This window comes from Pseudogemmobacter sp. TB195 (genome assembly GCF_058313095.1).
This window is the reverse complement of record NZ_JBZEGG010000022.1, coordinates 40,797-63,079: the sequence shown is the minus strand read 5'-3', so window position 1 is coordinate 63,079 and position 22,283 is coordinate 40,797. Positions and strand designations below refer to the sequence as shown.

20 protein-coding genes are annotated in these 22,283 nt (G+C 63.5%); 8 read left to right on the top strand and 12 right to left on the bottom strand.

Annotated features, from left to right (window positions below; genetic code table 11):
- Window positions 1-23 precede the first annotated feature (23 nt).
- On the top strand, window positions 24-2,495 hold the full coding sequence (locus AC4FS3_RS20500; protein ID WP_491022081.1) for a penicillin acylase family protein: 2,472 nt from the start codon (window positions 24-26) through the stop codon (window positions 2,493-2,495).
- A 73-nt stretch (window positions 2,496-2,568) separates the two neighbouring features.
- Here AC4FS3_RS20500 and AC4FS3_RS20495 read toward each other — a convergent pair whose 3' ends face one another.
- The 10 genes from AC4FS3_RS20495 to dusB all read right to left on the bottom strand — a co-directional run bounded on the left by AC4FS3_RS20495 (window position 2,569) and on the right by dusB (window position 15,228).
- Window positions 2,569-3,009, bottom strand: a complete 441-nt coding sequence (locus AC4FS3_RS20495) for a hypothetical protein (protein WP_491022080.1) — start codon at window positions 3,007-3,009, stop codon at window positions 2,569-2,571.
- On the bottom strand, window positions 2,994-4,337 hold the full coding sequence (gene hflX / locus AC4FS3_RS20490) for a GTPase HflX (RefSeq protein WP_491022079.1): 1,344 nt from the start codon (window positions 4,335-4,337) through the stop codon (window positions 2,994-2,996). The genes AC4FS3_RS20495 and hflX overlap by 16 nt, the downstream gene beginning before the upstream one ends.
- 86 nt (window positions 4,338-4,423) lie before the next feature.
- Window positions 4,424-4,657: an RNA chaperone Hfq gene (gene hfq / locus AC4FS3_RS20485; protein ID WP_023664101.1), complete on the bottom strand. Its 234-nt coding sequence runs from the start codon at window positions 4,655-4,657 to the stop codon at window positions 4,424-4,426.
- A gap of 234 nt (window positions 4,658-4,891) precedes the next feature.
- Window positions 4,892-6,475, bottom strand: a complete 1,584-nt coding sequence (locus tag AC4FS3_RS20480; RefSeq protein WP_491022078.1) for a potassium transporter TrkG — start codon at window positions 6,473-6,475, stop codon at window positions 4,892-4,894.
- Window positions 6,475-7,851 carry a Trk system potassium transporter TrkA gene (trkA, locus tag AC4FS3_RS20475; protein ID WP_283178070.1) on the bottom strand — a complete coding sequence of 459 codons (1,377 nt, stop codon included), beginning with the start codon at window positions 7,849-7,851 and terminating at the stop codon, window positions 6,475-6,477. The genes AC4FS3_RS20480 and trkA overlap by 1 nt, the downstream gene beginning before the upstream one ends.
- A gap of 99 nt (window positions 7,852-7,950) precedes the next feature.
- A complete protein-coding gene (gene ntrX, locus AC4FS3_RS20470) occupies window positions 7,951-9,366 on the bottom strand; it encodes a nitrogen assimilation response regulator NtrX (protein ID WP_491022077.1) in 1,416 nt (471 codons plus the stop codon).
- 1 nt (window position 9,367) lies between these two features.
- Window positions 9,368-11,734 (bottom strand): sensor histidine kinase NtrY-like, encoded by a 2,367-nt coding sequence (locus AC4FS3_RS20465; protein WP_491022076.1) that lies wholly within the window; start codon window positions 11,732-11,734, stop codon window positions 9,368-9,370.
- A 51-nt stretch (window positions 11,735-11,785) separates the two neighbouring features.
- Entirely contained in the window at window positions 11,786-13,165 is a 1,380-nt protein-coding gene (locus AC4FS3_RS20460) for a response regulator (RefSeq protein ID WP_491022075.1), read from the bottom strand.
- Window positions 13,166-13,168: 3 nt separating this feature from the next.
- The gene (locus AC4FS3_RS20455; RefSeq protein WP_491022074.1) at window positions 13,169-14,266 is read right to left on the bottom strand and encodes a two-component system sensor histidine kinase NtrB; all 1,098 of its coding nucleotides are present in this window, start codon (window positions 14,264-14,266) and stop codon (window positions 13,169-13,171) included.
- Window positions 14,263-15,228, bottom strand: a complete 966-nt coding sequence (gene dusB, locus AC4FS3_RS20450) for a tRNA dihydrouridine synthase DusB (RefSeq protein WP_491022104.1) — start codon at window positions 15,226-15,228, stop codon at window positions 14,263-14,265. Before dusB ends, AC4FS3_RS20455 begins: the two co-directional genes overlap by 4 nt.
- Before the next feature lie 354 nt (window positions 15,229-15,582).
- On the opposite strand from dusB, the gene AC4FS3_RS20445 reads away from it, so the two are divergent.
- Genes AC4FS3_RS20445 through AC4FS3_RS20435 form a run of 3 tightly spaced genes read left to right on the top strand, consistent with a single transcriptional unit; the run spans window position 15,583 to window position 17,761 of the window.
- Entirely contained in the window at window positions 15,583-16,767 is a 1,185-nt protein-coding gene (locus AC4FS3_RS20445) for a bifunctional 2-C-methyl-D-erythritol 4-phosphate cytidylyltransferase/2-C-methyl-D-erythritol 2,4-cyclodiphosphate synthase (protein WP_491022073.1), read from the top strand.
- Entirely contained in the window at window positions 16,764-17,273 is a 510-nt protein-coding gene (locus AC4FS3_RS20440; protein WP_283178076.1) for a phosphatidylglycerophosphatase A family protein, read from the top strand. Before AC4FS3_RS20445 ends, AC4FS3_RS20440 begins: the two co-directional genes overlap by 4 nt.
- Window positions 17,261-17,761, top strand: a complete 501-nt coding sequence (locus AC4FS3_RS20435) for a CinA family protein (RefSeq protein ID WP_283178077.1) — start codon at window positions 17,261-17,263, stop codon at window positions 17,759-17,761. Before AC4FS3_RS20440 ends, AC4FS3_RS20435 begins: the two co-directional genes overlap by 13 nt.
- Window positions 17,762-17,844: 83 nt before the next feature.
- Here the strand turns inward: AC4FS3_RS20435 and AC4FS3_RS20430 are convergent, their stop codons facing one another.
- Window positions 17,845-18,312 carry a type II toxin-antitoxin system RatA family toxin gene (locus tag AC4FS3_RS20430; protein ID WP_491022072.1) on the bottom strand — a complete coding sequence of 156 codons (468 nt, stop codon included), beginning with the start codon at window positions 18,310-18,312 and terminating at the stop codon, window positions 17,845-17,847.
- A 260-nt stretch (window positions 18,313-18,572) separates the two neighbouring features.
- Between AC4FS3_RS20430 and hpt the strand changes: the two genes are divergently transcribed.
- The 3 genes from hpt (at window position 18,573) to AC4FS3_RS20415 (ending at window position 20,437) form a co-directional block, all read left to right on the top strand.
- The gene (gene hpt, locus AC4FS3_RS20425; RefSeq protein WP_491022103.1) at window positions 18,573-19,088 is read left to right on the top strand and encodes a hypoxanthine phosphoribosyltransferase; all 516 of its coding nucleotides are present in this window, start codon (window positions 18,573-18,575) and stop codon (window positions 19,086-19,088) included.
- 183 nt (window positions 19,089-19,271) lie between these two features.
- The gene (locus AC4FS3_RS20420) at window positions 19,272-19,442 is read left to right on the top strand and encodes a hypothetical protein (RefSeq protein WP_283178079.1); all 171 of its coding nucleotides are present in this window, start codon (window positions 19,272-19,274) and stop codon (window positions 19,440-19,442) included.
- A gap of 98 nt (window positions 19,443-19,540) precedes the next feature.
- Window positions 19,541-20,437, top strand: coding sequence for a c-type cytochrome (locus tag AC4FS3_RS20415; protein WP_491022102.1), 897 nt, complete (start codon window positions 19,541-19,543; stop codon window positions 20,435-20,437).
- A gap of 27 nt (window positions 20,438-20,464) precedes the next feature.
- Here AC4FS3_RS20415 and lipA read toward each other — a convergent pair whose 3' ends face one another.
- A complete protein-coding gene (lipA, locus tag AC4FS3_RS20410) occupies window positions 20,465-21,415 on the bottom strand; it encodes a lipoyl synthase (RefSeq protein ID WP_092897928.1) in 951 nt (316 codons plus the stop codon).
- Window positions 21,416-21,574: 159 nt separating this feature from the next.
- Between lipA and aqpZ the strand changes: the two genes are divergently transcribed.
- Entirely contained in the window at window positions 21,575-22,270 is a 696-nt protein-coding gene (aqpZ, locus tag AC4FS3_RS20405) for an aquaporin Z (RefSeq protein ID WP_491022071.1), read from the top strand.
- Window positions 22,271-22,283: the final 13 nt, after the last annotated feature.

The following is a 22,283-nucleotide window of genomic DNA, read 5'->3' as shown; positions in this document are numbered from 1 at the left end:
CAAGGACGTCAAGGACAGGCCCGATGCTCACCCTCTTTCGCTGGCTGATGCGGATTACCGCCGGGCTGCTTTTACTTGCGGGCCTTGCAGTGCTGATCGGCTACTGGTTCCTGTCGCGCTCGCTGGTGGATTACAACGAGGGCTTCACGCTTGAGGGCATCTCGGCCCCGGTCGAGGTGGTCAGGAACAATGACTCGGTGCCGCATATCTTCGGCAAGAACGATCATGACACCTATTTCGCACTTGGCTTTGCCCATGCCCAGGACCGGCTCTGGCAGATGACCATGCTGCGCCGCACGGCCCAGGGGCGGTTGTCGGAAATTTTCGGCGAGCGGACGCTGGCGGTGGATGAGCTGATCCGGCGCTACGATCTTTACGGCCTCGCGCTGGAATCGGTGAAGGCGCAGGATCCCGAGACGCTGGCGGTCCTCGAGGCCTATGCGGCCGGGGTGAACGCCTGGATCAGTGAAGTGAACTCAGGCGCGCGCGGGCGTGGCGCGCCGGAATTCTGGTTTTTCGCACCCGAGATCGCCGCCTGGGCGCCGGCCGATTCCATTGCGATTCTAAAGCTGATGGCGCTGCAACTGACTGGCATGGGGCAAAGTGAAGTCCTGCGCGCCCGCGCCTCGCTGGTGCTGCCGCCTGAACGGCTGGCCGATATCCTGCCGGAAGACCCGACCAAAGGCATCACCTCACCCAGTTACGCGAGCCTGATCCCCGGCGTGCAGCCTGGCGAAAAGCCGGTTGATTTCGCGCTCGGGCCGCTGTCGCCTCTGGTGGAGCCGGCGCTTTCGGGCGCGTCAAACGCCTGGGCTGCGATGGCGGGACGCTCGGCTGCGGGCGGCGCGCTTCTGGCCAATGATCCGCATCTGGGCTTTACCGCGCCGACGATCTGGTATCTGGCGCGGCTGGAACTGCAAAAAGGCGGCGTGATCGGCGCAACGATCCCCGGCATTCCGGTGGTGATGATCGGGCGCAGCGAAGAACTCGGCTGGGGCCTGACCACGGCCTATCTTGATGACCAGGACATCGTCATCGAAAAGCTGAACCCGGAAAACCAGGAAGAATATCTGCTCCCCGATGGCACATATGAGCGCTTTATCACCCGCCAGAGCGTGGTGCGGGTCAAGGACGGTGCGCCGATCACGCTGACCCTGCGCTGGTCGAGAAATGGCCCGGTGCTTTCGGGCAAGCAATATGATCTGCAATCGGTGACCCCCACCGGTCATGTCGCGGTGATGTCCTGGACCGCGCTTTCCCCGGCAGATACCTCGATGACGGCTGCCGTGCGGCTGATGTCGGCAAACACGGTCGCGGATGCGATCGAGGCCGGGCGGCTCTATGTCGCACCGGCGCAGAACCTGATGCTGGCGGGAAAGGACGGCATTGCGCTGCAGCTGATCGGCGCCATGCCGATCCGTGACGCGGCCCATCCGAGCCAGGGCCGGATGCCGTCCCCCGGCTGGGTCGAGGCCACCGGCTTTAAGGGGGTCTTCCCCTATGAGGAAAACCCGCGCTTCGTGAACCCGCCCGAGGGTATTCTCGGCAATACCAATAACAAGACGGTCGACCGTCCCTTCCCCAATCATGTCAGCTTTACCTGGGGAGATACGCAGCGCATCCAGGCCTGGCTCGCGCTGATCCGCACCCGCGAGGTCCATACCCGCGAAAGCTTTATGGAGGCGCAGCTGGATACGATGAACCCGACGGCGCGGCTGTTACTGCCGCTGATCGGGGCGGATCTGTGGTTCACCGGAGAGGCAGCGGAAACGGGCACGGCAGAGGAATTCCGCCAGCGCGCGCTGAAGCTGCTGGCGGCCTGGAATGGCGAGATGAGCGAACATGCGCCCGAACCGCTGATCGCCGAAGCCTGGCTCAGGGTGTTGATGGAGCGGCTGATCCGGGATGAACTCGGGCCGCTGGCGCAGAATTTCCGCCGCATCGATCCGGTCTTCCTCGAACGCGTCTATCGCAATATCGATGGTGCGGCAGTCTGGTGTGATGTGGTGCAATCGGCTCCGGTCGAGACCTGCACCGATATGGCGCGGATGGCGCTGGACGAGGCGCTGATCGAGCTGAGCGAGACCTATGGGCGCAATATCGAAAGCTGGCGATGGGGCGATGCGCATCAGGCAACGCATGACCATCCGGTGCTGGGAAATATTCCCTTTGTCAGGTGGTTCGTGAATATCCGCCAGTCGACATCCGGAGGCGATGACACGCTGATGCGCGGTGTGACCAAGGGATCGGGGCCGGAGCCCTATCTGAACGTCCATGGCGCCGGCTATCGTGGGGTCTATGATTTCGCCGACCCTGACAGCTCGATCTTCATCACGGCGACCGGACAGTCGGGCCACCCGCTGTCGCGCCATTATGACGATCTGGGCGAGCTGTGGCGGCGCGGTGAATATATCCCCATGTCGCTGGACCCCGATCTTGCCCATGCGGCGGCGGCGGGGGTGATGCTGCTGACACCTGCTGTTCCGGCCGAATGAGCCACCTCTGCCCTGCCGGAGAATGCGTCCGGCGGGGGAGTATCTGGGTCAGGAGAAGTGATAGGGCCGCGTCTCAAAGCGGCCGCGGCGCGAGGATCCAGAGCACGAAGGCGGCGGTCAGTGCAGCAATCAGGCTGAACATGCCGCTGCTGTAAAACAGCGAGAACCCGTCTCCCCAGCCGACGGTTCTGCCGCCGGTGGCAGCGATAAGTGTGCCGAGGCGGGCGCCGCCCCAGGCCCATGTCGCGAGAAAACCAAGGCTCATCAGGAAGCGCCCGGCAAAGACAGTGAGCGCGACCACCGGCAGAACCGGCAGCGCGGCGATCAGGCATTCGAGGGCGAGCCCGCCCGCCGTCAGCGGCAGGCCGGGTGTTTGCGGCAGCCCCTGACCGGAGCCGATCAGGCCGCGTGCCACACCGGAGGTCAGGGTCATGAAATGCACGCCGGTCGCGAGGGCGGTGCCGATCAGACCTGCCGCGACGGCCTGCGTGAGCCTGGTCAGAGCCGCGCCCATTCCTGCGCCTGCCTTTCATTCCATTGCACGGTGATCTGCCAGCCCTCATCGGTCTGATCCTCGCGGACCACGACACCGGTCTGATGCAGCCAGGCGCGCTTGCGGCCCTCGCTGAAGCCAAGCGCCAGCTCTTCCTCGCGGCGCTCGGCCTCGAAACTGGCGGAGATTGCGGTCAGAAGATCCGGCACCCCCTCACCTGTCAGCGCCGAGATTACGAAAGTATCGGGGCGGGTTTCAGCCTGCGCCGCAAGCGCCTCGCGGGCGCTCGGATCGACGAGATCAAGCTTGTTCCAGATCTCGAATTTCGGCGTCTCTGGCGGCACGCCGAGCGAGGTCAGGATCTCTTCGACATCGGCGGCCTGTTCGGCGGTCTCGGGATGCGAGATGTCGCGGACATGCAGGATCAGATCGGCAGAGAGCACCTCTTCCAGCGTGGCGCGGAAGGCGGCGACCAGCTGGGTCGGCAGATCCGAGATGAAACCCACCGTATCCGAGAGGATCACGCGGCGACTGCCACCAAGAGCTCCGGGGATTTCCAGCGCCCGCATCGTCGGGTCGAGCGTGGCGAAAAGCATGTCTTTCGCCAGCACTTCTGCCCCGGTCACCCGGTTGAACAGCGTCGACTTGCCAGCATTGGTATAGCCGACCAGCGCCACGATCGGGAAAGGCACCTTGGCCCGGGCCGCCCGGTGCAATTCCCGGGTGCGGACCACTTTCTCAAGCTGGCGGCGCAGCCGGATCGCCTGTTCGTCAATGGCGCGGCGGTCGTTTTCGCGCTGTGTCTCGCCTGGGCCGCCGACGAAACCGAAACCGCCACGCTGGCGTTCAAGGTGAGTCCAGGCCCGCACGAGGCGGGTGCGCTGATAGTTCAGCGCGGCCAGCTCCACCTGCAACACGCCCTCGCGGGTGCGGGCGCGGTCGGCGAAAATCTCGAGAATCAGCGAGGTCCGGTCAAGGAGCTTGACCTTCCAGTCCCGTTCGAGATTGCGTTGCTGTACCGGCGTCACAGGCCCGTCGATAAAGACGAGACCGATATTTTCCGCCTTCAGCCTTTCGCCGATCTCTTCGACCTTGCCAGGGCCGAACAGCGTGGCGGGCACGGTTTTCGAAACCTTAACCACCTGGGACCAGACCACATCCATATTCGGAAGCGCTGCGGCAAGGCTGACGGCTTCGGCCAGACCATGTTCGGGAAGACGGCGGGTCTGGCGGCTGCGGATATCGGGATGCAGAACAACTGCCCGCGTCTTTTCAGTCGCGGTCAGTTGCCATTTGCTCCGCTCTGCCCTGAGCGCGGACAGGTCGGAGAACAGATCATCATCTTCCATCCAGCCGGAAGATCCGGGCGCGTCCTGAAATTCTGGCCCTTCTGAATTTTCAGGGGGATCGGATGCGGGATCGGAGGGCTTATTAATCAATCTTCGCCTTCATAAAGATTGATGGGCGCACCGGGCATGATGGTCGAAATCGCGTGTTTATACACGAGTTGCGATTGACCGTCGCGCCGCAGCAGCACGCAGAAATTGTCGAACCAGGTGATCACACCCTGCAGTTTGACCCCGTTGATCAGGAAGATCGTCACCGGAACCTTGGCCTTGCGGACATGGTTCAGGAAGGCGTCCTGGAGGTTCTGTTTATCGCCAGCCATTGTTTGTTTTGCCTTGCGCCTGGGCCCGCTTCACTTGCGGGTTTGAGAAATCCGGTGAGGCCGGCGGAACACCCGCATCAAGCCCACCTCGCCCGGATGCGGAAAAACCGACCGGGTTGCGCGAATAATAGGAATGTTGCGCATGGTTTCCAGAGATGAAATGCAGAATCTGCACCTGGTTGTGACCTGAGAGCGTCAGACTGTTGCGCAAAAGCCCGTCAAAGCCCCGACTTCTCAGCGCCCTGCCTTGCCCGACCATGGGGCTGACCAGCCTCCCGACCAGTTGCCCGGTGCGATCAGCGCGATCAGCGCCAGTGTCTCCACCCGGCCAAGCACCATGGTCAAAGCGAGAATCACCTTCACCGGGGCGGACAGCGCCGCCCAGGACAGCGGCTCGGCCCCGGCAAGCCAGGCGAGCTGGCCTGTTGTGGTCAGGGCTGAAAGGCAGAAGATCAGCGCCTCGGTGAACCGCAGTCCGAACAGGGTCAGCGCGGCGGTGATCAGGCCGACCGATATCGCGAAAAGCATAAAGAAAATCCAGGCGAACCAGGCGCCGCGCCCGGCAAGCCTGCGCGCCTCGGCGCCGCTGCCGATGGAATGCGGGTGGATGATGCGCTCCAGCTCGCGCTTACCCTGGAGGCCAAGCGCCCAGACCCGAAGAAGCGTCACCCCGCCGGCGGTCGTCGCCACCCCGCCGCCGATGATCGCAAGCCCCATCAGCATCAGCCCCGGCGATCCCATCCCCGCCCAGTTGCGCGCCGAACTCCACCAGATGCTTTCATAGCCGGTGGTGGTCAGGAAGGAGGCGGCGGTAAAGAGAGATCCCCAGAAGGCGCGGATCAGCGCGGCAAGGCTCTCCTCGCCGCCCGCTCCGGCATCCGCCACCAGATGGCGGAGCAGCAGGACAACGACCACAAGCGAGATCAGGATCAGGCCGAGCCGGATCTCGGGATCCTTGCGCAGCGATCCATGCACCTGGCCTGGCAGGTTGAACGGCATCAGATGGCGGCTGAGCGCCAGCAGGAAGAAAAAGAAGATCAGCACCTCGCCCGCGAGGCCGGAATATAGCACCGCCTGCCCCGTCCCCGCCGAGATGCCGCTGGTCGAAAGCGTCCCCATCGCATGGGTCAGCGCAATCAGCCCGTTTTCGCCCGCGATCAGCAACATGATCCACAGCGCGAAGGTCAGCCCGGCATAGACCGGCAGGATCGCCGAGGAGGCACGGGTCAGCCGCTCGCGCGGGTCGGTCAACCCGCCGGCGCGGCCGATCAGCTGGCTCTTTTGCCCCGGAAGCTGCCCCGAGATCACCTCGGCCCCGCCAAGGTTCAGAGGTGCGAGCACCGCCCAGGCCGCGATCAGCACGAAATAGCCGCCGAGCCAGCCCGCCATCGCCCGCCACAGATGGACAGAAGCCGGCAGCCGGTCGGGCGCATAACCGGTGGCGCCGGTGGTGGTGAAAGACGAGATCATCTCGAACCACAGATTGAGCAGCGTGGTGTCGCGGATCAGCGGCACCAGCGGCAGGGCGAAGGCGACAGGCAGAAGAGCATAGGTTCCCGCCAGTGCTGCCAGCTGACTATGGGCGGAATGGCGGCGCTTTGGGTCGCGGGTCACCATGGCCAGCATCACGGTCAGCACGACAAGGAGGAGCCCGGAATAGAAAAAGCTCTGCGCCGTGCGGTGATCACTCAGGCTTGCGGCATGGGCCGCCGGGATCCAGCACAGGACCCCGACGACGCCCAGAGCCAGCACCAGAAGCGGCACATCCCATAACAGCGGGCGCCTGCCACCCCGCGGGAGCCCGGCCAGCGGCCGCATCAGAAGAAATCAATCGAGACCTGGAACAGGCGCTCGACCTCGGGCACATCTTTCACCAGGGCAAAGACCGCGACCAGATCACCAGGCTCGATCCGCGTATCGGGTTCAGGTTTCAGCATCCGGTCGCCCTTCATCACGCCGCCGACCAGCACGCCTTCAGGGAATGCAATATCGCGGATCATCTTGCCAGAGATCGGAGAGGTCGACATCACCTGGGCCTCGATCATCTCGGCCTCGCCATCGCCGAGCGAATAGACGGCGCGAACGCGGCCATGCCGGATATGGCGCAGGATCGACGAGACCGTGGTCGCGCGCGGATTGATCCATGCGTCGAGATCCAGCGCCGCCATCAAAGGCGCCATGGTCGGGTCATTGACCAGCGCGATGGTCAGCGGGCAGCCCGCCTGTTTGGCACGCACCGAAACCAGCAGATTGGTCTTGTCATCATCGGTGACCACCAGGACCGCATCGGCGCGGTCAACGCCTGCCTCGGCCAGCAGATCCATATCCATCCCGTCACCATTCAGCACGATGGTGCGCGACAGCTGATCGGCGGCGGCCTCGGCGATCTGGCGGTTCTTCTCGATCATCCGCACCCGGACCCGGTCGGACCGCGCCTCCAGCGCCCGCGCCACCGTCAGCCCGACATTGCCGCCGCCGACTATGACGATCCGGTCCTGCTTATGTTCACGCTTGCCAAAGATGCCGAGGCTGCGGCTCATATCCTCGGTATGGACGAAGAGATAGATCTGATCATCTTCCAGCAGCTGATCTTCGGGATGCGGCGCGAAGAGCTTCTCATTGCGGCGCACCCCCACCACGATCGCCCGGAGCGAGGGAAAGAGGTCATTGAGCTGGCGCAAAGGCGTGTTCAGCACCGGGCATTCCGGACCAAGGCGGATCCCCAGCAGATGCGCGCGCCCCGACATGAAAACCTCGGTGTCAAAGGTTTCGGGCGCGGCAAGCCGCTGCAGCGCGGCCTCAGCCACCTCAAGCTCCGGGCTGATGATCACATCAATCGCCAGCCGGTCAGTGTTGTAGAGATCGGAATAGCCGGTCTCGAGGTAGTTCTGCGCCCGGATCCGCGCGATGCGGCGGGTGACATTAAAGGCCGAAGCCGCGATCTGACAGGTGACCATATTCACCTCGTCGGAATAGGTCGCGGCGATCACCATATCGGCATCGCGGGCGCCGGCTTTTTCCAGAATGTCGGGATGGCTTGCAAAGCCCACAACGCCCTGAACATCCAGAACCTCGGTCGCGCGGCGGATCAGATCGGCATTGGTGTCAACGATGGTGACATCGTTTTTCTCACCGGCCAGCTGGCGCGCAATCTGCCAGCCGACCTGGCCGGCGCCGCAGATGATGACCTTCATAGGGTTCTCCTCTGGCCTCGCCCGCCGTCATTTGCCCTGTTTCGCAAAGCGCTTCCGAAAGGTCAATTCCCCCCGCCGGAGATGCTGCCCGGGCCGTGCTCAGCCCGCCTCGCCGTCCTGGAAGTCGTCATCGAAATAGGCGCTGCGGGTGCCGGATTTCGACGAGGTCACCACGCCGAGGCTTTTCAGCTTCCGGTGAAGCGCCGACCGTTCCATGCCGACGAAATTCGCCGTCCGCGAGATATTGCCGCCGAAGCGGTTGATCTGGGTCAGGAGATATTCGCGTTCAAAAAGCTCGCGCGCCTCGCGTAAGGGCAGCGTCGCCACCGCGCCGCCCAGCACCATGGTCTCACCGGCGCCGCTGGCCCCTTCGGCCCCGGGAAGCTCACGCGCTTCAATCTCGTCGGTGCCCTCGCCGAGGATCAGCACGCGTTCGATCATATTCCGCAGCTGACGGATATTGCCCGGCCAGGACATGGTCTGCAGCATCGCCTCGGCATCAGGGCTGATCGGGCGCAAAGGCAGGCCCTGGCTGCGATGGAACCAGGCCACGAAATGGCGGGCGAGTTCGGGAATGTCATCGCGACGATCTGCCAGCGAGGGCACCGGAATTGGCACCACGTTCAGGCGGTCAAACAGCTCCTGGCGGAAACGCCCGGCGCGGATTTCCCCCGGCAGATCGCGCGAGGTCGAGGAGATCACGCGCAGATCGACCCGCACCTTGTCGCTGCCGCCGGCGCGGTTGAATTGCTGTTCGGTCAGCACGCGCAGGATCTTGGATTGCGTGCCGGTCGGCATGTCGCCGACCTCGTCAAAATAGACCACACCGCCATGCGCCTGTTCCAGAAGACCAGGCTCGATGCCACGTTCCGGCGTTTCGCGGCCGAAAAGCACCTCCTCCATGCGCTCTGGCTCGATGGTTGCCGAAGACACGGTGATGAAGGGCGCCGAGGCGCGGTTCGAGTTGAGATGGATGTAGCGCGCCGCCAGTTCCTTGCCCGATCCCGGTTGCCCGGTCAGCATCACGCGGCCATTCGATTTCGTCACCTTGTCGAGCTGGGCGCGCAGCCCTTTGAACGCGGGGCTCGAGCCGATCATCTCGGTCGAGGTCACATCGCGGCGCTTGAGCTCGCTATTCTCGCGGCGCAGCCTCGATGTCTCCATAGCCCGCGCAACAACCAGCACCAACTGGTCGATATTAAAGGGCTTTTCGATGAAATCGTAAGCGCCTTGTTTGATCGCCGCGACCGCAATCTCGATATTGCCGTGCCCCGAGATGATGATCACCGGCACATCCGGGTTATCGCGTTTGACGGTTTTAAGAATGTCGATCCCATCCATCCGGCTGTCTTTCAGCCAGATGTCTAGCACCATAAGATCGGGCGCTTCTGTATTGATTTCGTTGATACAATCCTCGGAATTCCCGGCGAGGCGTATCGCGTAACCTTCGTCTTTCAGGATATCGCCGATCAGTTCGCGAATGTCCTTTTCGTCATCGACGATCAGAATGCTCATCTCAGCCTCCATTCCCGTTCCCGGGCCCGTTCTCAGGGGTCAATGCCGCCCCGTTCCGGGAGTTGTTTTCCGTTTTCTCAGCCGCAGCAGTCCCTTGCGGTGCCATATTGCGCCCCATCCGACGCCGGTTCAGACGCGGGAGCCTGATCTCGGCCATGGCGCCGGCATGGGTTTCCCCCTCGAACACCGGCGCATCGGTGAGGGTCAGCGTGCCGCCATGTTCCTCGATGATCTTGCGCACGATCGGCAGTCCGAGGCCCGTCCCTTTGGCGCGCGTCGTGACATAGGGCTCAAACAGCCGCGCCCGGTCTTCCGGCAGGCCGGTGCCATTGTCCATGATGCGGATTACACTTTCCGCCTCATCCCAGACAAGCGTGACGCGGATCTGCGGATGGTATCCCTCGCCTGCCCCATTTTCAATATGGGAGTCAGTGGCTTCTCCGGCGTTCTTTATAAGGTTTGTCAGGGCCTGGCTGATCATGGTCGCATCCAGATCCATCAGGAGCTGGCCCTCCGGGATCCGGGTGGTGAAGGCCACACCGGGCTGACCCGCGCGCTGCAATGTCACCGCATCCCGCAGGATCGCCAGCAGATCGGTCTCGCGCCGGTCGGGTTCCGGCATACGGGCGAATTTAGAAAACTCATCAACAATGCGGCGCAAGTCATTGGTTTGCCGCACGATAACATCGGTGAGGCTCGCGAGCTCCTCGACATCCTGCACCTGTTTCGAGAATTTGCGCTTCACCCGTTCTGCCGAAAGCTGAATGGGCGTCAGCGGGTTCTTGATCTCATGCGCGATGCGGCGCGCGACATCGCCCCAGGCCGCCATACGCTGCGCTGACACAAGGTCGGTCACATCGTCAAAGGCCACCACATAGCCTTCGGCCTCGCCACTGTCCGAGCGCCGTTCGCCCATCCTGACCAGCAGGCTCTCGATCTGGCCGCGCCGGGTGATGCGGATTTCCTCCTGCGCGACCTGGCCCGAGATCGCCTGCAGCGTCTCAAACAGCCCGGCGAATTCCGGCACGATCTCTTTCAGAAGCCGGTCTTCGACCTCGTCGCCGAGATCCAGTACCCGCAAAGCTGCGCGGTTGATGAAATCCACCCGCCCGTCGCCGCCAAGGCCAATCACCCCCGCCGTCACATTCGACAGCACGGAATCGAACATCCGCCGGCGTTCCTCGGTCTCGGCATGGCTGGCCTCCAGCGCAAGCCGCTGGCCTTTCAGCTGCCGGGTCATGCGGTTGAAGATACGGCCCAGCATGGCGATCTCGTCATCGCCCTGCTCCTCGGCGACCTGCACGTCAAGATCACCTTCGCCGACCCGCTGCGCAGCGCCGGTCAGCCGCCCCACCGGGCGCGACAGGCGTTCGGCGAACCACAGGCCCAGCCAGATTGCAGCCAGGATCAGGATCAGCGCAAAGCCCAGATAGATGAAGCCGAAATTCAGCAGGAGCTTGCCGCGATCCGCTTCCAGCTGGGTGTAAAGCTTCACTGTCTCGGTCGTCTCATCGAGCAGCGAGAGGAGCCGCCCGTCCACGGCGCGCGAGACATAGAGATAGCGGTCGGCATAGGCGGGCAGCCGCACCAGCGCGCGGAATTCATTGTTCTGCCAGTCGGGGATCAGCACGACGCCACCGGCCTGGCTCTTTTGCAGATTCTCTGAAGAAATCACTTCAAAGTCAAAAAGATAAGAGCTTTCGCCCCGCGTCTTCAGCTGACCTGTGCCATCGACAAGATAAGCTTCTTTCAGCCCGCGCTGGATCTGTTCCTGCCCCTTGGCCAAAAGCGGCCGCAGCTGGTCATCGCGCAGCATTACGCTTTGTTCACGCGCAGCATTCAGATAGACCGCCAGCGCCATCGCATCCTGCGCAAGGCTCGCGCTTTGTTCGCCCTCATAGGCCTGGGCCGCCGCCAGCGACGCGCCCACCACCGAGCGGACACGCTCGGAAAACCAGCCTTCCAGACCGAGATTGACCGAAAGCACCGCGAAAACCGCGACAAGGATGGTCGGCACCAGTGCCATTCCGGCGAAAACGCCGGTCAGCCGCATATGCAGGTTCGACCCGGCCGAACGGCGGCGGCGATCGGCCACCATCCGCATCACCCGCGCCAGCACCAAAGCCGCAATCAGCAGAACATAGACCAGGTCAGCAAGCAGGATCAGCCGCAACGCCGGCGAGTTGCCGCTATGGTTCATCGGCCCGAGGAGAAGGGAACTCGCCACCACCAGCACCGGGCCAAGGAAGACCAGCCCCAGGGTGAAGGCTGTCTGAATCCGTCGCTGCCGGCGCAGGCGCGAGACCCTTTGCCAGACATCGCGCTTCACAACCCGACCGGATTCAACTCCCGCCATCACCTTCAACATCTTGTGGACGGGTCCTTGTGCGACCCGTCTGCCACGCTTGATGTTGCGGTTTTACATCAGCTTGCGGCGCCGTGTCACGCGAATATCCAGATCAGTGATCTTCTTGCGCAAAGTATTGCGGTTTATCCCGAGAAGATCGGCACATCTTGCCTGGTTGCCGCCGGTCGCATCCAGTGCGATTTCGATCAGCGGCATCTCCACTTCACGCAGGATACGCTGGTAAACGCCGGGGGGTGGCAGCTGTCCGCCATGCAGATCGAAGTAGCGTTTCAGGTGGCGCAACACGGTGGCGGAAAGTTTCTCACCCTCCATGACGCCACGGCTTGGCTCCGCCACCGGGAGTTGACCCAGCACCACCGCCACCTCTGCCCGGTTGATTTCAGTATCGGAGGCGGTGACCAGCAGACGGCGAATCGCATTTTCCAGCTGACGCACATTGCCAGGCCAGGAATGGTTGCGGATCAGTTCGCGTGCGTCGGGGGCCAGCTGGCGCGTGGTGCCGAAATCGCGCTCACCCCTCGATAGGAAATGTTCAGCGAGCAGCGGGATGTCCTCGACGCGCTCGCGCAGGGAGGGCACATGCAACGTCACCCCCCCGAGCCGGTAATAAAGATCCTGGCGGAAGCTGCCGGTCTCCATCCGACCGGCCAGATCGACCTGGCTTGTCGCCATGATCCGGGGGGCCTTGCCGGCCATCGAATCGTCCCCGAGCATATCGAGAAGCCGCACCACCCGTGCCTGGGCATCTTCGTCGAAATCACCGATCTCATCGAATACGACCGAGCCGCCGCGCGCCTTCGCGATCAGCGAAGACGGGCCCTCGACCCCTTGCAGATCGCTCGCGGTCGCGGTGACGAAGGGCAGCGTCCGGCGGTCCGAAAAATCATGGATCGCGCGCGCCAGAAGGCTTTTACCGGTGCCCGACTCGCCCGAGATCAGCGCCGGAATATCCGTGTTCATCACCCGCGCCACCAGCCGGTAGAGTGCCTGCATCACCGGGGTGCGCCCAACCAGCGGCAGTTCCTCGGCCGGTTCGCGCACCGGCTGCGCGACCGGGGCGGCGCGGCGTTTTTGTTCCAGCGCGCGGGCCGAACGTTTCATAAGGTCGGGCAGATCGAAGGGTTTGGGCAGATAGTCGAACGCCTCGGCCTCGGCGGCCTGAATCGCGGTCATGATGGTGTTTTGCGCCGATATCACGATCACCGGCAGGCCGGGCCGCATCCGGGCGATCCGCGGCAATGCGTCCAGCCCGTTGCCATCGGGCATGATCACATCCGAGATCACCAGATCCCCCTTGCCCTCTTCCACCCATCGCATCAGCGTCATGAGGCTAGAGGTCGCATGCACCTTGCAGCCCGCCCGGGTCAGCGCCTGGGTCAGAACCGTGCGGATCGTGCGGTCGTCATCAGCGACCAGAACCGTTCCATCCATGGGTTACACCTCTTTCTTTGGTTCTTTGGGCACCATCGGCAGCGAGAGACGGAACACCGTTCGCCCCGGCACGGACTCGACCGAGATCCAGCCCTCATGGTCGGCGATGATTTTCGAGACCAGCGCGAGGCCCAGCCCGGTGCCGTTCTCACGCCCCGAAACGAAGGGATCAAAGACCTCAGCCGCGATATCGGGCGGCAGGCCGGGACCGTCGTCGATCACCTCGACATTCAAAGGCAGCGCGCCCTGGCTGCCATCCTTGCGGCGCATCCTGAGGCTGAGGTCATAGAAGGTGCGCAGCCGGATGGTGCCGCCCTTGCGCCCGGCAGCTTCGGCGGCGTTTTTGATCAGGTTCAGAAAAACCTGCATCAGCTGATCGGGGTCGGCAAAGGTCGGCGGCAGCGAGGGGTCGTAATCCTCCTGGATCACCATATGCGACGCGAACCCCACCAGCCCCGAACGCCGCGCCCGGTCAAGCGCGTCATGGATATTTACCGCGCGGCGTTCCGGCGGGCGCAGATTGCCGAATTGTTCGACCTGTTCCAGCAATTTGACGATGCGCCGCGTCTCCTCGACAATCAGATCGGTCATCTCGCGATCTTCCGGCGTCAGCGACATCGACAAAAGCTGCGCGGCACCGGCGATGCCTGCGAGCGGGTTCTTGATCTCATGCGCCAGCATCTCGGCCATGCCGATCGCCGATTTCGCCGCCGTTTTCGAAGCCCCTGCCCGGCCGAGCCGGTCTGCGATCTCACGCGGGGAAAACATCAGCATCAGATGGTCCGGCTGATCATGCATCGGCGCGATATGGACCGAACATTGCACCGGCGGGCGCTCGCCGCTGGTCACATCGGCATTGTTGATCTTCATCGGCGCCTGATTGGCGCGGGCGCGCAAGAAGGCTTCCTCCATCGGCGCGTCGATCATGACGCGGTCCAGCACCGGCTGGCCGAACAGGGATTTCGCCGAGGCGTTCAGAAAGCTCTCCGCCGCCGGATTGGCCTCGCGGATCATGCCATCCGGCCCGATCAGCAGGGCCGGCAGGGGCAAAGACGCCCAGATCACGCCGGGAACCGGCCAGGGAGAGCGGTAGCTGCTCATACTGCCTCCTCTGTCTCGCCGAAGGCGCGCAGGATCAGGTCGCGGACCAAAGCGGGGTCGGTGGCGGTCAACACTGCCTCGCGGGCATGGTCCATCCCGGCCTCTTCCAGATACCAGCCAAGATGCTTCCTTGCGCAGCGCAGACCCAGTTGCAGCCCGTAGAAATCGAGCATCTCATCGTAATGCCGGACGATCATCTCGCCCCGCGCCAGTCCCTCGGGGATCACCGGCGCGGGCGTGCCGTAAAGCGCATGGGCGATCTCGGCCAGCCGCCAGGGCGCGCCCTGGGCCCCGCGCCCGACCATGACGCCATCCGCGCCCGACAGCGCCAGCGCCTCGGCAGCCGTGGCCGCATCAATAATGTCGCCATTCGCGATCACCGGGATCGTCACGGCCTCTTTCACGCGGCGGATCGCGGCCCAGTCGGCCTGGCCTTTGTAGAACTGACAGCGGGTGCGGCCATGGATCACCACCATCCTCACCCCCGCCTGTTCGGCGCGCGCCGCCAGGTCAGGCGCATTCAGCAGATGTTCATCCCAGCCCAGCCGGGTCTTGAGCGTCACCGGCACTTTCACCGCGCCAACCACCGCCTCGATCAGCCCGACCGCAAGGTCGAGATCCTTCAAAAGCGCCGAACCGCAGAGCCCCGTCGTCACCCGCTTTGACGGGCAGCCCATATTGATATCGATGATTTCAGCGCCCTGCCCCTCGCACCATTTCGCGGCCTCGGCCATCAATGCGGGCTCGCGTCCTGCCAGCTGGACCGAAGTGATATTCTCGCCAAAGCCCAACTCTGCCCGCGCCCGCGCTTCGGGACGGTTCCTGAGCACCTCATCCGAGGCGACCATTTCCGACACCACAAGCCCCGCGCCGAAAGACCCTACCAGCCGGCGGTTCGGCAGATCAGTGATCCCCGCAAGCGGCGCCAGAAACACCGGCGGGTAAAGGATATGCGCCCCGATAACCACTGCGCCAGTCGTCACTGCGGCGGGCTTCACTGCGGCGGGCGCCGCAGGCAGATCCCCTTGCGAAGGACCGTTTTCCAGAGTGCCAGGGGTCAAAGCCAAGGTCGGGTTCCTTTTATCTCAGGGAAAGTGCTATTGGGGCTCCGGCATAGTTCCAAGGCAGATGCCCGGATATTTCGCGGGCAGACCTGCACCGGAATGAAGAACTGCACAATAATTAATCACCCTTGCCCGCATTTTGGGCAATGACGCGCAGATTGCCAGCATGCTTTCCCTGGCCTAAAACCGCCGCAACAGCCCCAGTCCAAACCAGGCAAAAACTCTGTGTCCCATCCCCAGATCGTATCACATATGTCGGAGCCTGGTCCCGCCGGCGCAGCGCCGAAGACCCTGGTGGTGATCACCGCCGCCGGGCGTGGGCAGCGGGCCGGCGGCGGGGTGCCGAAACAATGGCGCCTTCTCGCCGGAGAACCGGTGCTCGCCCATACGCTGCGCGCGTTTCAGGGCTTTGATCTGGCGCTGGTGATCCATCCCGATGACCGCGAGACCGCCGCCGGAATTGTCGCCGGAATTGCGCCTGGGGCACCGCTGATTGAAGGCGGCGCCACGCGGGCGGCATCGGTGCGAAACGCGCTCGAAGCCATGGCGGGCCAGGGGTATAAAAGGGTGCTGATCCAGGATGGTGCCCGGCCGCTGACCAGCCCCGCACTGATCGCGCGGATGCTGGCGGCCCTCGATCACAACAGGGCCGCGGCCCCTGCGCTCGCGGTCAGCGATGCGCTCTGGCGCGGCGAAAGCGCGGTTGTGACCGGCCTTCAGCCCCGTGACGGGCTCTGGCGCGCGCAGACCCCCCAGGCCTTCCACTTTGATTCTATCCTCGCCGCGCATCGCGCCGATGCGGCAGGCCAGGCTGCCGATGATGTCGAACTTGCCCTCGCATCCGGGCTGGAGGTCGCGATCGTCGAAGGCGAGGAAGACAATCTCAAACTCACCTTCCCGCCGGATTTCCCCCGCGCGGAACAGATCCTCGCGCAACGGCGCGGAAAGGAAAGCACCATGGATATCCGCATGGGCAATGGCTTTGATGTCCATGCCTTCACCGGGGGCGATCACCTCTGGCTTTGTGGCGTGAGGATCGCGCATGACCACGCGCTGCTGGGGCATTCCGATTCAGATGTGGGGATGCATGCGCTGACGGATGCGATTTATGGCGCGCTGGCCGAAGGCGATATCGGACGGCATTTCCCGCCCTCGGATCCGCAATGGAAGGGCGCTGCCAGCCATATCTTCCTGCGTCATGCCGTGGCGCTGGCCTCAGATCGCGGTTTCGCGATTTCGAATTGCGACGTGACCCTGATCTGCGAGCGCCCAAAGATCGGACCACATGCCGCATCCATGCAATCCGCCCTCGCAGCTATCATGGAACTCGACGCAAGCCGGATCAGCGTCAAAGCAACCACCTCGGAGCGGCTGGGCTTTACCGGCCGCGAAGAAGGTATAGCCTCCATCGCAACCGTGGTATTGGTGAAAGCATGATTAACCTGACCGCCACTTTCTTCGGCCTTGGCCATCTTCGTCCGGCTTCGGGCACCTGGGCCTCGCTGGCGGCGGCACTGCTGGCGCTGCTGGCGATGAACCAGGGGCTTTACTGGCTGGTGCCGGTGGGGGCGGTTCTGGCGACACTGCTCGGCTTCTGGGCGGTGCCGCTTTACCTGCGCGGCACAAGCGACACCGACCCGTCCGAAGTGGTGATCGACGAGGTCGCCGGCCAGTGGATCGCGCTGAGCTTCACCGCCATTCCGGCGATGAACCACAGCCTTGATATCGGGCTCTGGTGGGGCGCCTGGCCAGCCTGGGTCGTACCTTTCCTGCTGTTTCGCCTTTTTGACATCTGGAAACCCTGGATCATCGGCCAGGCCGACCGGCGCCATGATGCCACCGGCGTCATGCTCGACGACGTCCTTGCAGGCCTGTTCGCCGGCATCGGATCGGTCATCCTTGCCGGGCTTTATCATGCGGTGCTGCAGCCATGGCTGATGTAATCGCAAGCCTCGCCGAAGCCGTGCTGCAGGAAGCCCGCGCGCGCGGGCTCAGGATCGCCACAGCCGAAAGCTGCACCGGCGGCCTCGTATCGGCCGCGCTGACCGATATTCCCGGCTCCTCCGATGTCGTCGACTGCGGTTTCGTCACCTATTCCAATGAGGCGAAACAGACGATGCTTGGCGTGGATCAGAGCACCCTCACCCGTTTCGGTGCCGTCAGCCAGGAGGTCGCGCGAGAAATGGCCGAAGGCGCGCTCCGCCAGTCCCGCGCCGGTCTCGCAGTCTCGGTCACCGGCATCGCCGGCCCCGGTGGCAGCGAGCACAAGCCCGAAGGCCGGGTCTGTTTCGGCCTCGCGACAGCCGGCCGCATGACACTCACCGAGACCCGCGATTTCGGCGCCCTGGGGCGCAGCAATGTGCGCAAGGCCGCCACCGAATACGCGCTGCGCCTCCTCCTTAGCGCCGCCGCCCCGTCTGCCAGAGCCTGAGCACGCAAACCAGGACTGCTTCCTGCTGACCTAAGCCCGTAAGGGCGCGCGATTTTGCGCCTCCGCCCTCACTGACGCGTCCGCTACCCGCCTGCGCCGTAAAGCTCTGCCGCGCGCCGCTCGAACGCCCGCACGATCCGCTGCATCGCCTCGTTGAAAACCAGCCCGATCACGCCTTGCAGGATCGCATTGCGGAATTCGAAATCGACGAAGAACCCGACCTCAGAGCCTCCTTCCTCCAGATCGCGAAACTCCCAGGTCGACCGCAGATACCGGAACGGACCGTCGATATATTCTGTCAGGATCCGCTTTTCGCCGCCCAAAAGCGTGACCCGGCTGCCAAAGCGTTCGCGAAACACCTTGAACGAGATCACCAGATCGGCCTCGATCACGGTGTCGCCCCCGGCGCCGCCCTCGACCGGCCGGCGCGACTTGATCCGTGCCGCCGCATTCCAGGGCAGAAATTTCGGATAGTTCTCCACATCGGCGACGAGATCGAACATCTCTTGTGCCGACCATGGCAATTTGCGGGTCTCTTGATGTCTGGGCATGTCTGATAATCTTGCGGATACACCCCCATCTCACCGCTCGACCGCCGGAATTCAACCCCATTGCGGGCCCATTGCGGGAGTTTCCGCTTTCCCCCACCCGCTTTCGGGGTGAAAAGAAATCATTCCGCCAGAACCGAGCGCCAGCCATGACCGATCCCACCAAAACCCAGCCTGCCACCAGAGCTCCGGCATCCGAACCTCCGGCGCTCGAGACCCCGGCCCTCGAAACCCCGGCGGGGCGGCCCTATGTCATCGACCAGATGATCAGCCCCAAGGCGATTGCTGCGCGGATCGAGACGCTGGCGCGCGAAATCACCGCCGCCTATCAGGGAACCGGGAAGCTGGTCGTCGTCGGCCTGTTGCGCGGCTCTTTCGTCTTCATTGCAGATCTGGTGCGCGAGCTGGATCTGCCGGTCGAGGTCGATTTTCTCGAGGCCTCCTCTTATGGCAATTCTACGCATAGCTCGCGCGAGGTGCGGATCCTCAAGGATCTGCGCGGCGAGATCCAGGGCCGCGATGTGCTTGTGGTCGAGGATATCGTCGATACCGGCCATACCCTCACCCATGTGAAAAACCTGCTGATGTCGCGACTTCCGCGCCGGCTTGAGATCTGTGCGCTGCTTGACAAGCCGTCACGGCGCGAGGTGCCGATCCGCGCAACATGGACAGGATTTGAGATCGCCGATGAGTTTGTTGTCGGCTATGGAATTGATTTTGCACAGAGAAACCGAAACCTTCCCTATATTGGAAAGGTCAGATTCACCGACGATGCCTGAGCATTGCCCTAAGGTTCCCGGCAAGATCGCCGGCGCGCGCAAAGGGCACGCCGCCGGGCTACGTGACATGAACGATTTCGGTCGCGCCAGCCGCCATTCCGGTAGTCTTACCCCGGTGTCTGAAGCGAATCGCGTCCTGATTATATCCCGACAAAGGGCGAATACCGCGATGAGGGAGTGTCGATGAATATCACCGTCTGGCTGTTGCGCGCCAAACGCTGGGCGCAGAACCCGCCGCCGATGAAGCGGGTGCTGCTGGTGCTGGGCGTGATCGCCGCCTGTCTTGCCTTCGCGGCCTTTGAATGGATCTGGGGCTGGCCGGACTGGCTCCGGGTGAACAGGATGCGGTTCTGAACGCTACACGAAACCGCGCTGACAAACCGGCCTGAGCGGTCCAGAATGGGGGAAAGCCAGCCCGGAAAGGCAAGCCGATGCCACGAGCCCCCCATCCCCTGCGCCGCGCCACTTTGATCCTGGTGTCAGCCGCTGCGGTTGCAGCAGCCGCTCTGACCTGGGCCACATTGCCCGCCCCGCATGCGGCGGATGCGATGGAGGGGCTCACCGGTGATGCCGAAGCCGGGCGGCTGGTCTTCCTCGCCACCGGCTGCGCGTCCTGCCACCTTGCGCCCGGACAGGAGAACAGCGCCGATGACCGACCGGTCCTTGCCGGCGGCCAGGCCTTCCCGTCGCAATTCGGCACGTTTTATGCGCCAAATATCAGCCAGGACAAGCAGTATGGCATCGGCGCCTGGTCTGCCCTTGATCTTGCCAATGCCCTGACCAGGGGGGTCTCGCGTGGCGGCGAACATCTCTATCCGGCGCTGCCTTACGCCTCTTATACAAAGCTCGCCCTGCAGGATGTGGCCGACCTTGACGCCTGGCTGAAAACCCTGCCCTCCGATCCGACACCCAGCCTCGCGCATGACCTGAGCTTTCCCTTCAGCCAGCGCTGGCTGCTGGGCGGCTGGAAGCTCTTGTTCCTGCGCAAGGATTGGGTGACGACCGGCGATCTGACGCCTGAGGAAGAACACGGCCGCTATATTGGCGAGGCCATGGCGCATTGCGGCGAATGCCATACACCGCGCAACCTTTTCGGGGCGATGGACCGCTCGCGCTGGCTGGCTGGCGCGCCAAATCCCTCGGGGCGCGGGCAGATCCCGAACATCACCCCCGCCGCCCTCGACTGGAGCGCGGAGGAAATCGCCGATTATCTGACCACCGGCTTCACCCCTGATTATGATTCCGTCGGCGGCCATATGGCGCATGTGGTCGAGAATTTCGCCCGTCTGCCCCCGGAAGAGGCGGCAGCCGTCGCGGCCTGGCTGAAAAAGGTCGCGCCGGCAGAGTGAGCCGCCCCTGGGCGGCCCGGGTCAGGCTCAGGCCTGGCCGAGTTTCTCCATCCGCGCCTGGCGCAATTGCGCGAAATCATCGCCCGCATGATAGGAAGACCGCGTCAGCGGCGTGGCCGACACCATCAGGAAGCCCTTGTTCCAGGCCGATTTTTCATAGGCCTTGAAATCTTCCGGCGTAACAAACTCCGCCACGCGGTGATGTTTCGGGGTCGGTTGCAGATATTGGCCTACGGTCAGGAAATCGATATCGGCCGAGCGCATATCATCCATCACCTGCAAGACCTGGGGCCGGGTCTCGCCAAGACCGACCATGATCCCCGATTTGGTAAACATCGTCGGATCAAGCTCTTTCACCCGCTGCAAAAGCCGCAGGGAATGGAAGTAGCGCGCGCCGGGGCGGACCTCATGGTAAAGCGCCGGCACGGTTTCGAGATTGTGGTTGAAAACATCGGGCCGCGCCTCGACCACTTTCTCCAGTGCCGAGGGCGCGCATTTCAGGAAGTCGGGCGTCAGGATCTCGATCGTGGTATCCGGCGAGCGGTGCCGCACGGCGCGGATCGTCTGAGCGAAATGCTCGGCGCCGCCATCTTCCAGATCGTCCCGGTCGACGCTGGTGATCACCACATGGTTCAGCCCAAGCTTCGAGACCGCATGCGCCACCCGCCCCGGCTCGAACGCATCAAGGTTTTGCGGCTTGCCGGTCGCCACATTGCAAAAGGTGCAGCCACGGGTGCAGATCTCGCCCATGATCATCATGGTGGCGTGACCCTGGCTCCAGCATTCGCCGACATTGGGGCAGCCCGCTTCTTCGCAGACCGTCACCAGACGGTTTTCCTTCATGATGTCGCGGGTCTTTTTATACCCTTCCGAATTCGGCGCCCGAACCCGGATCCAGGACGGCTTTTTCGGCTGCTCCTGATCGGGGCGATGCGCCTTTTCGGGGTGACGCTGATCGGGGATCTTCAGATCGCGCATGGGCTGACCTCTGGAATTTTTCCCCCTTTTCCGGGGGTCACCCCAGACATAAGCTGAGAGAGGCTCCAAGGCAACGGATAGTGCATATACACGTCCCCGGAGCCGCCCGACCAGTATCCGCCGGGGAATTTCCCCCCGGCACTGTCACCCGGAGGGACAATGTCTAAACAATTTACTGCCGAAGTCATCGGCACATTCATCCTCGTTTTCTTTGGCTGTGGCGCAGCGGTGATCGCCGGCGCTGATGGCACAACCGGCGTGGGCCTGACCGGCATCTCGCTGGCCTTCGGCCTTTCGATCGTCGCCGCCGCCTATGGCATCGGCGCGATCTCAGGCGCGCATCTCAATCCCGCGGTCAGCCTTGGCATATTGCTGGCGGGCAAGATGACGCCCGGCGCCTTCATCACCTATGTGATCGCTCAGCTGGCCGGCGCCATCCTCGGCGCGGCGGTGCTTTACCTGATCATGACCGGCAAAACCGGCTTCACGCTTGGGGAATACGGGCTCGGCTCGAACGGCTATGGCGAGAATTATCTGGGCAAATACAATCTGACCTCGGCGCTGATCTTCGAGATCGTGGCGACCTTCCTCTTTGTCACGGTGATCCTTGGCGCGACCCATCCCGGCGCATCGACCATCCTTGCCGGGCTTGCCATCGGTCTGACCCTGACCGGGATCCACCTTGTCGGCATCCAGGTCACCGGCGTTTCGGTGAACCCGGCCCGCTCGGTCGGCCCTGCACTTTTTGCCGGCGGCGCCGCGCTGAGCCAGCTCTGGGTGTTCATCCTGGCCCCTCTGGTGGGGGGGGCCCTGGCTGGTATCGTGCATGCGGCCGGCCTGACACGCGCAGACTGACGCGCGCAGACTG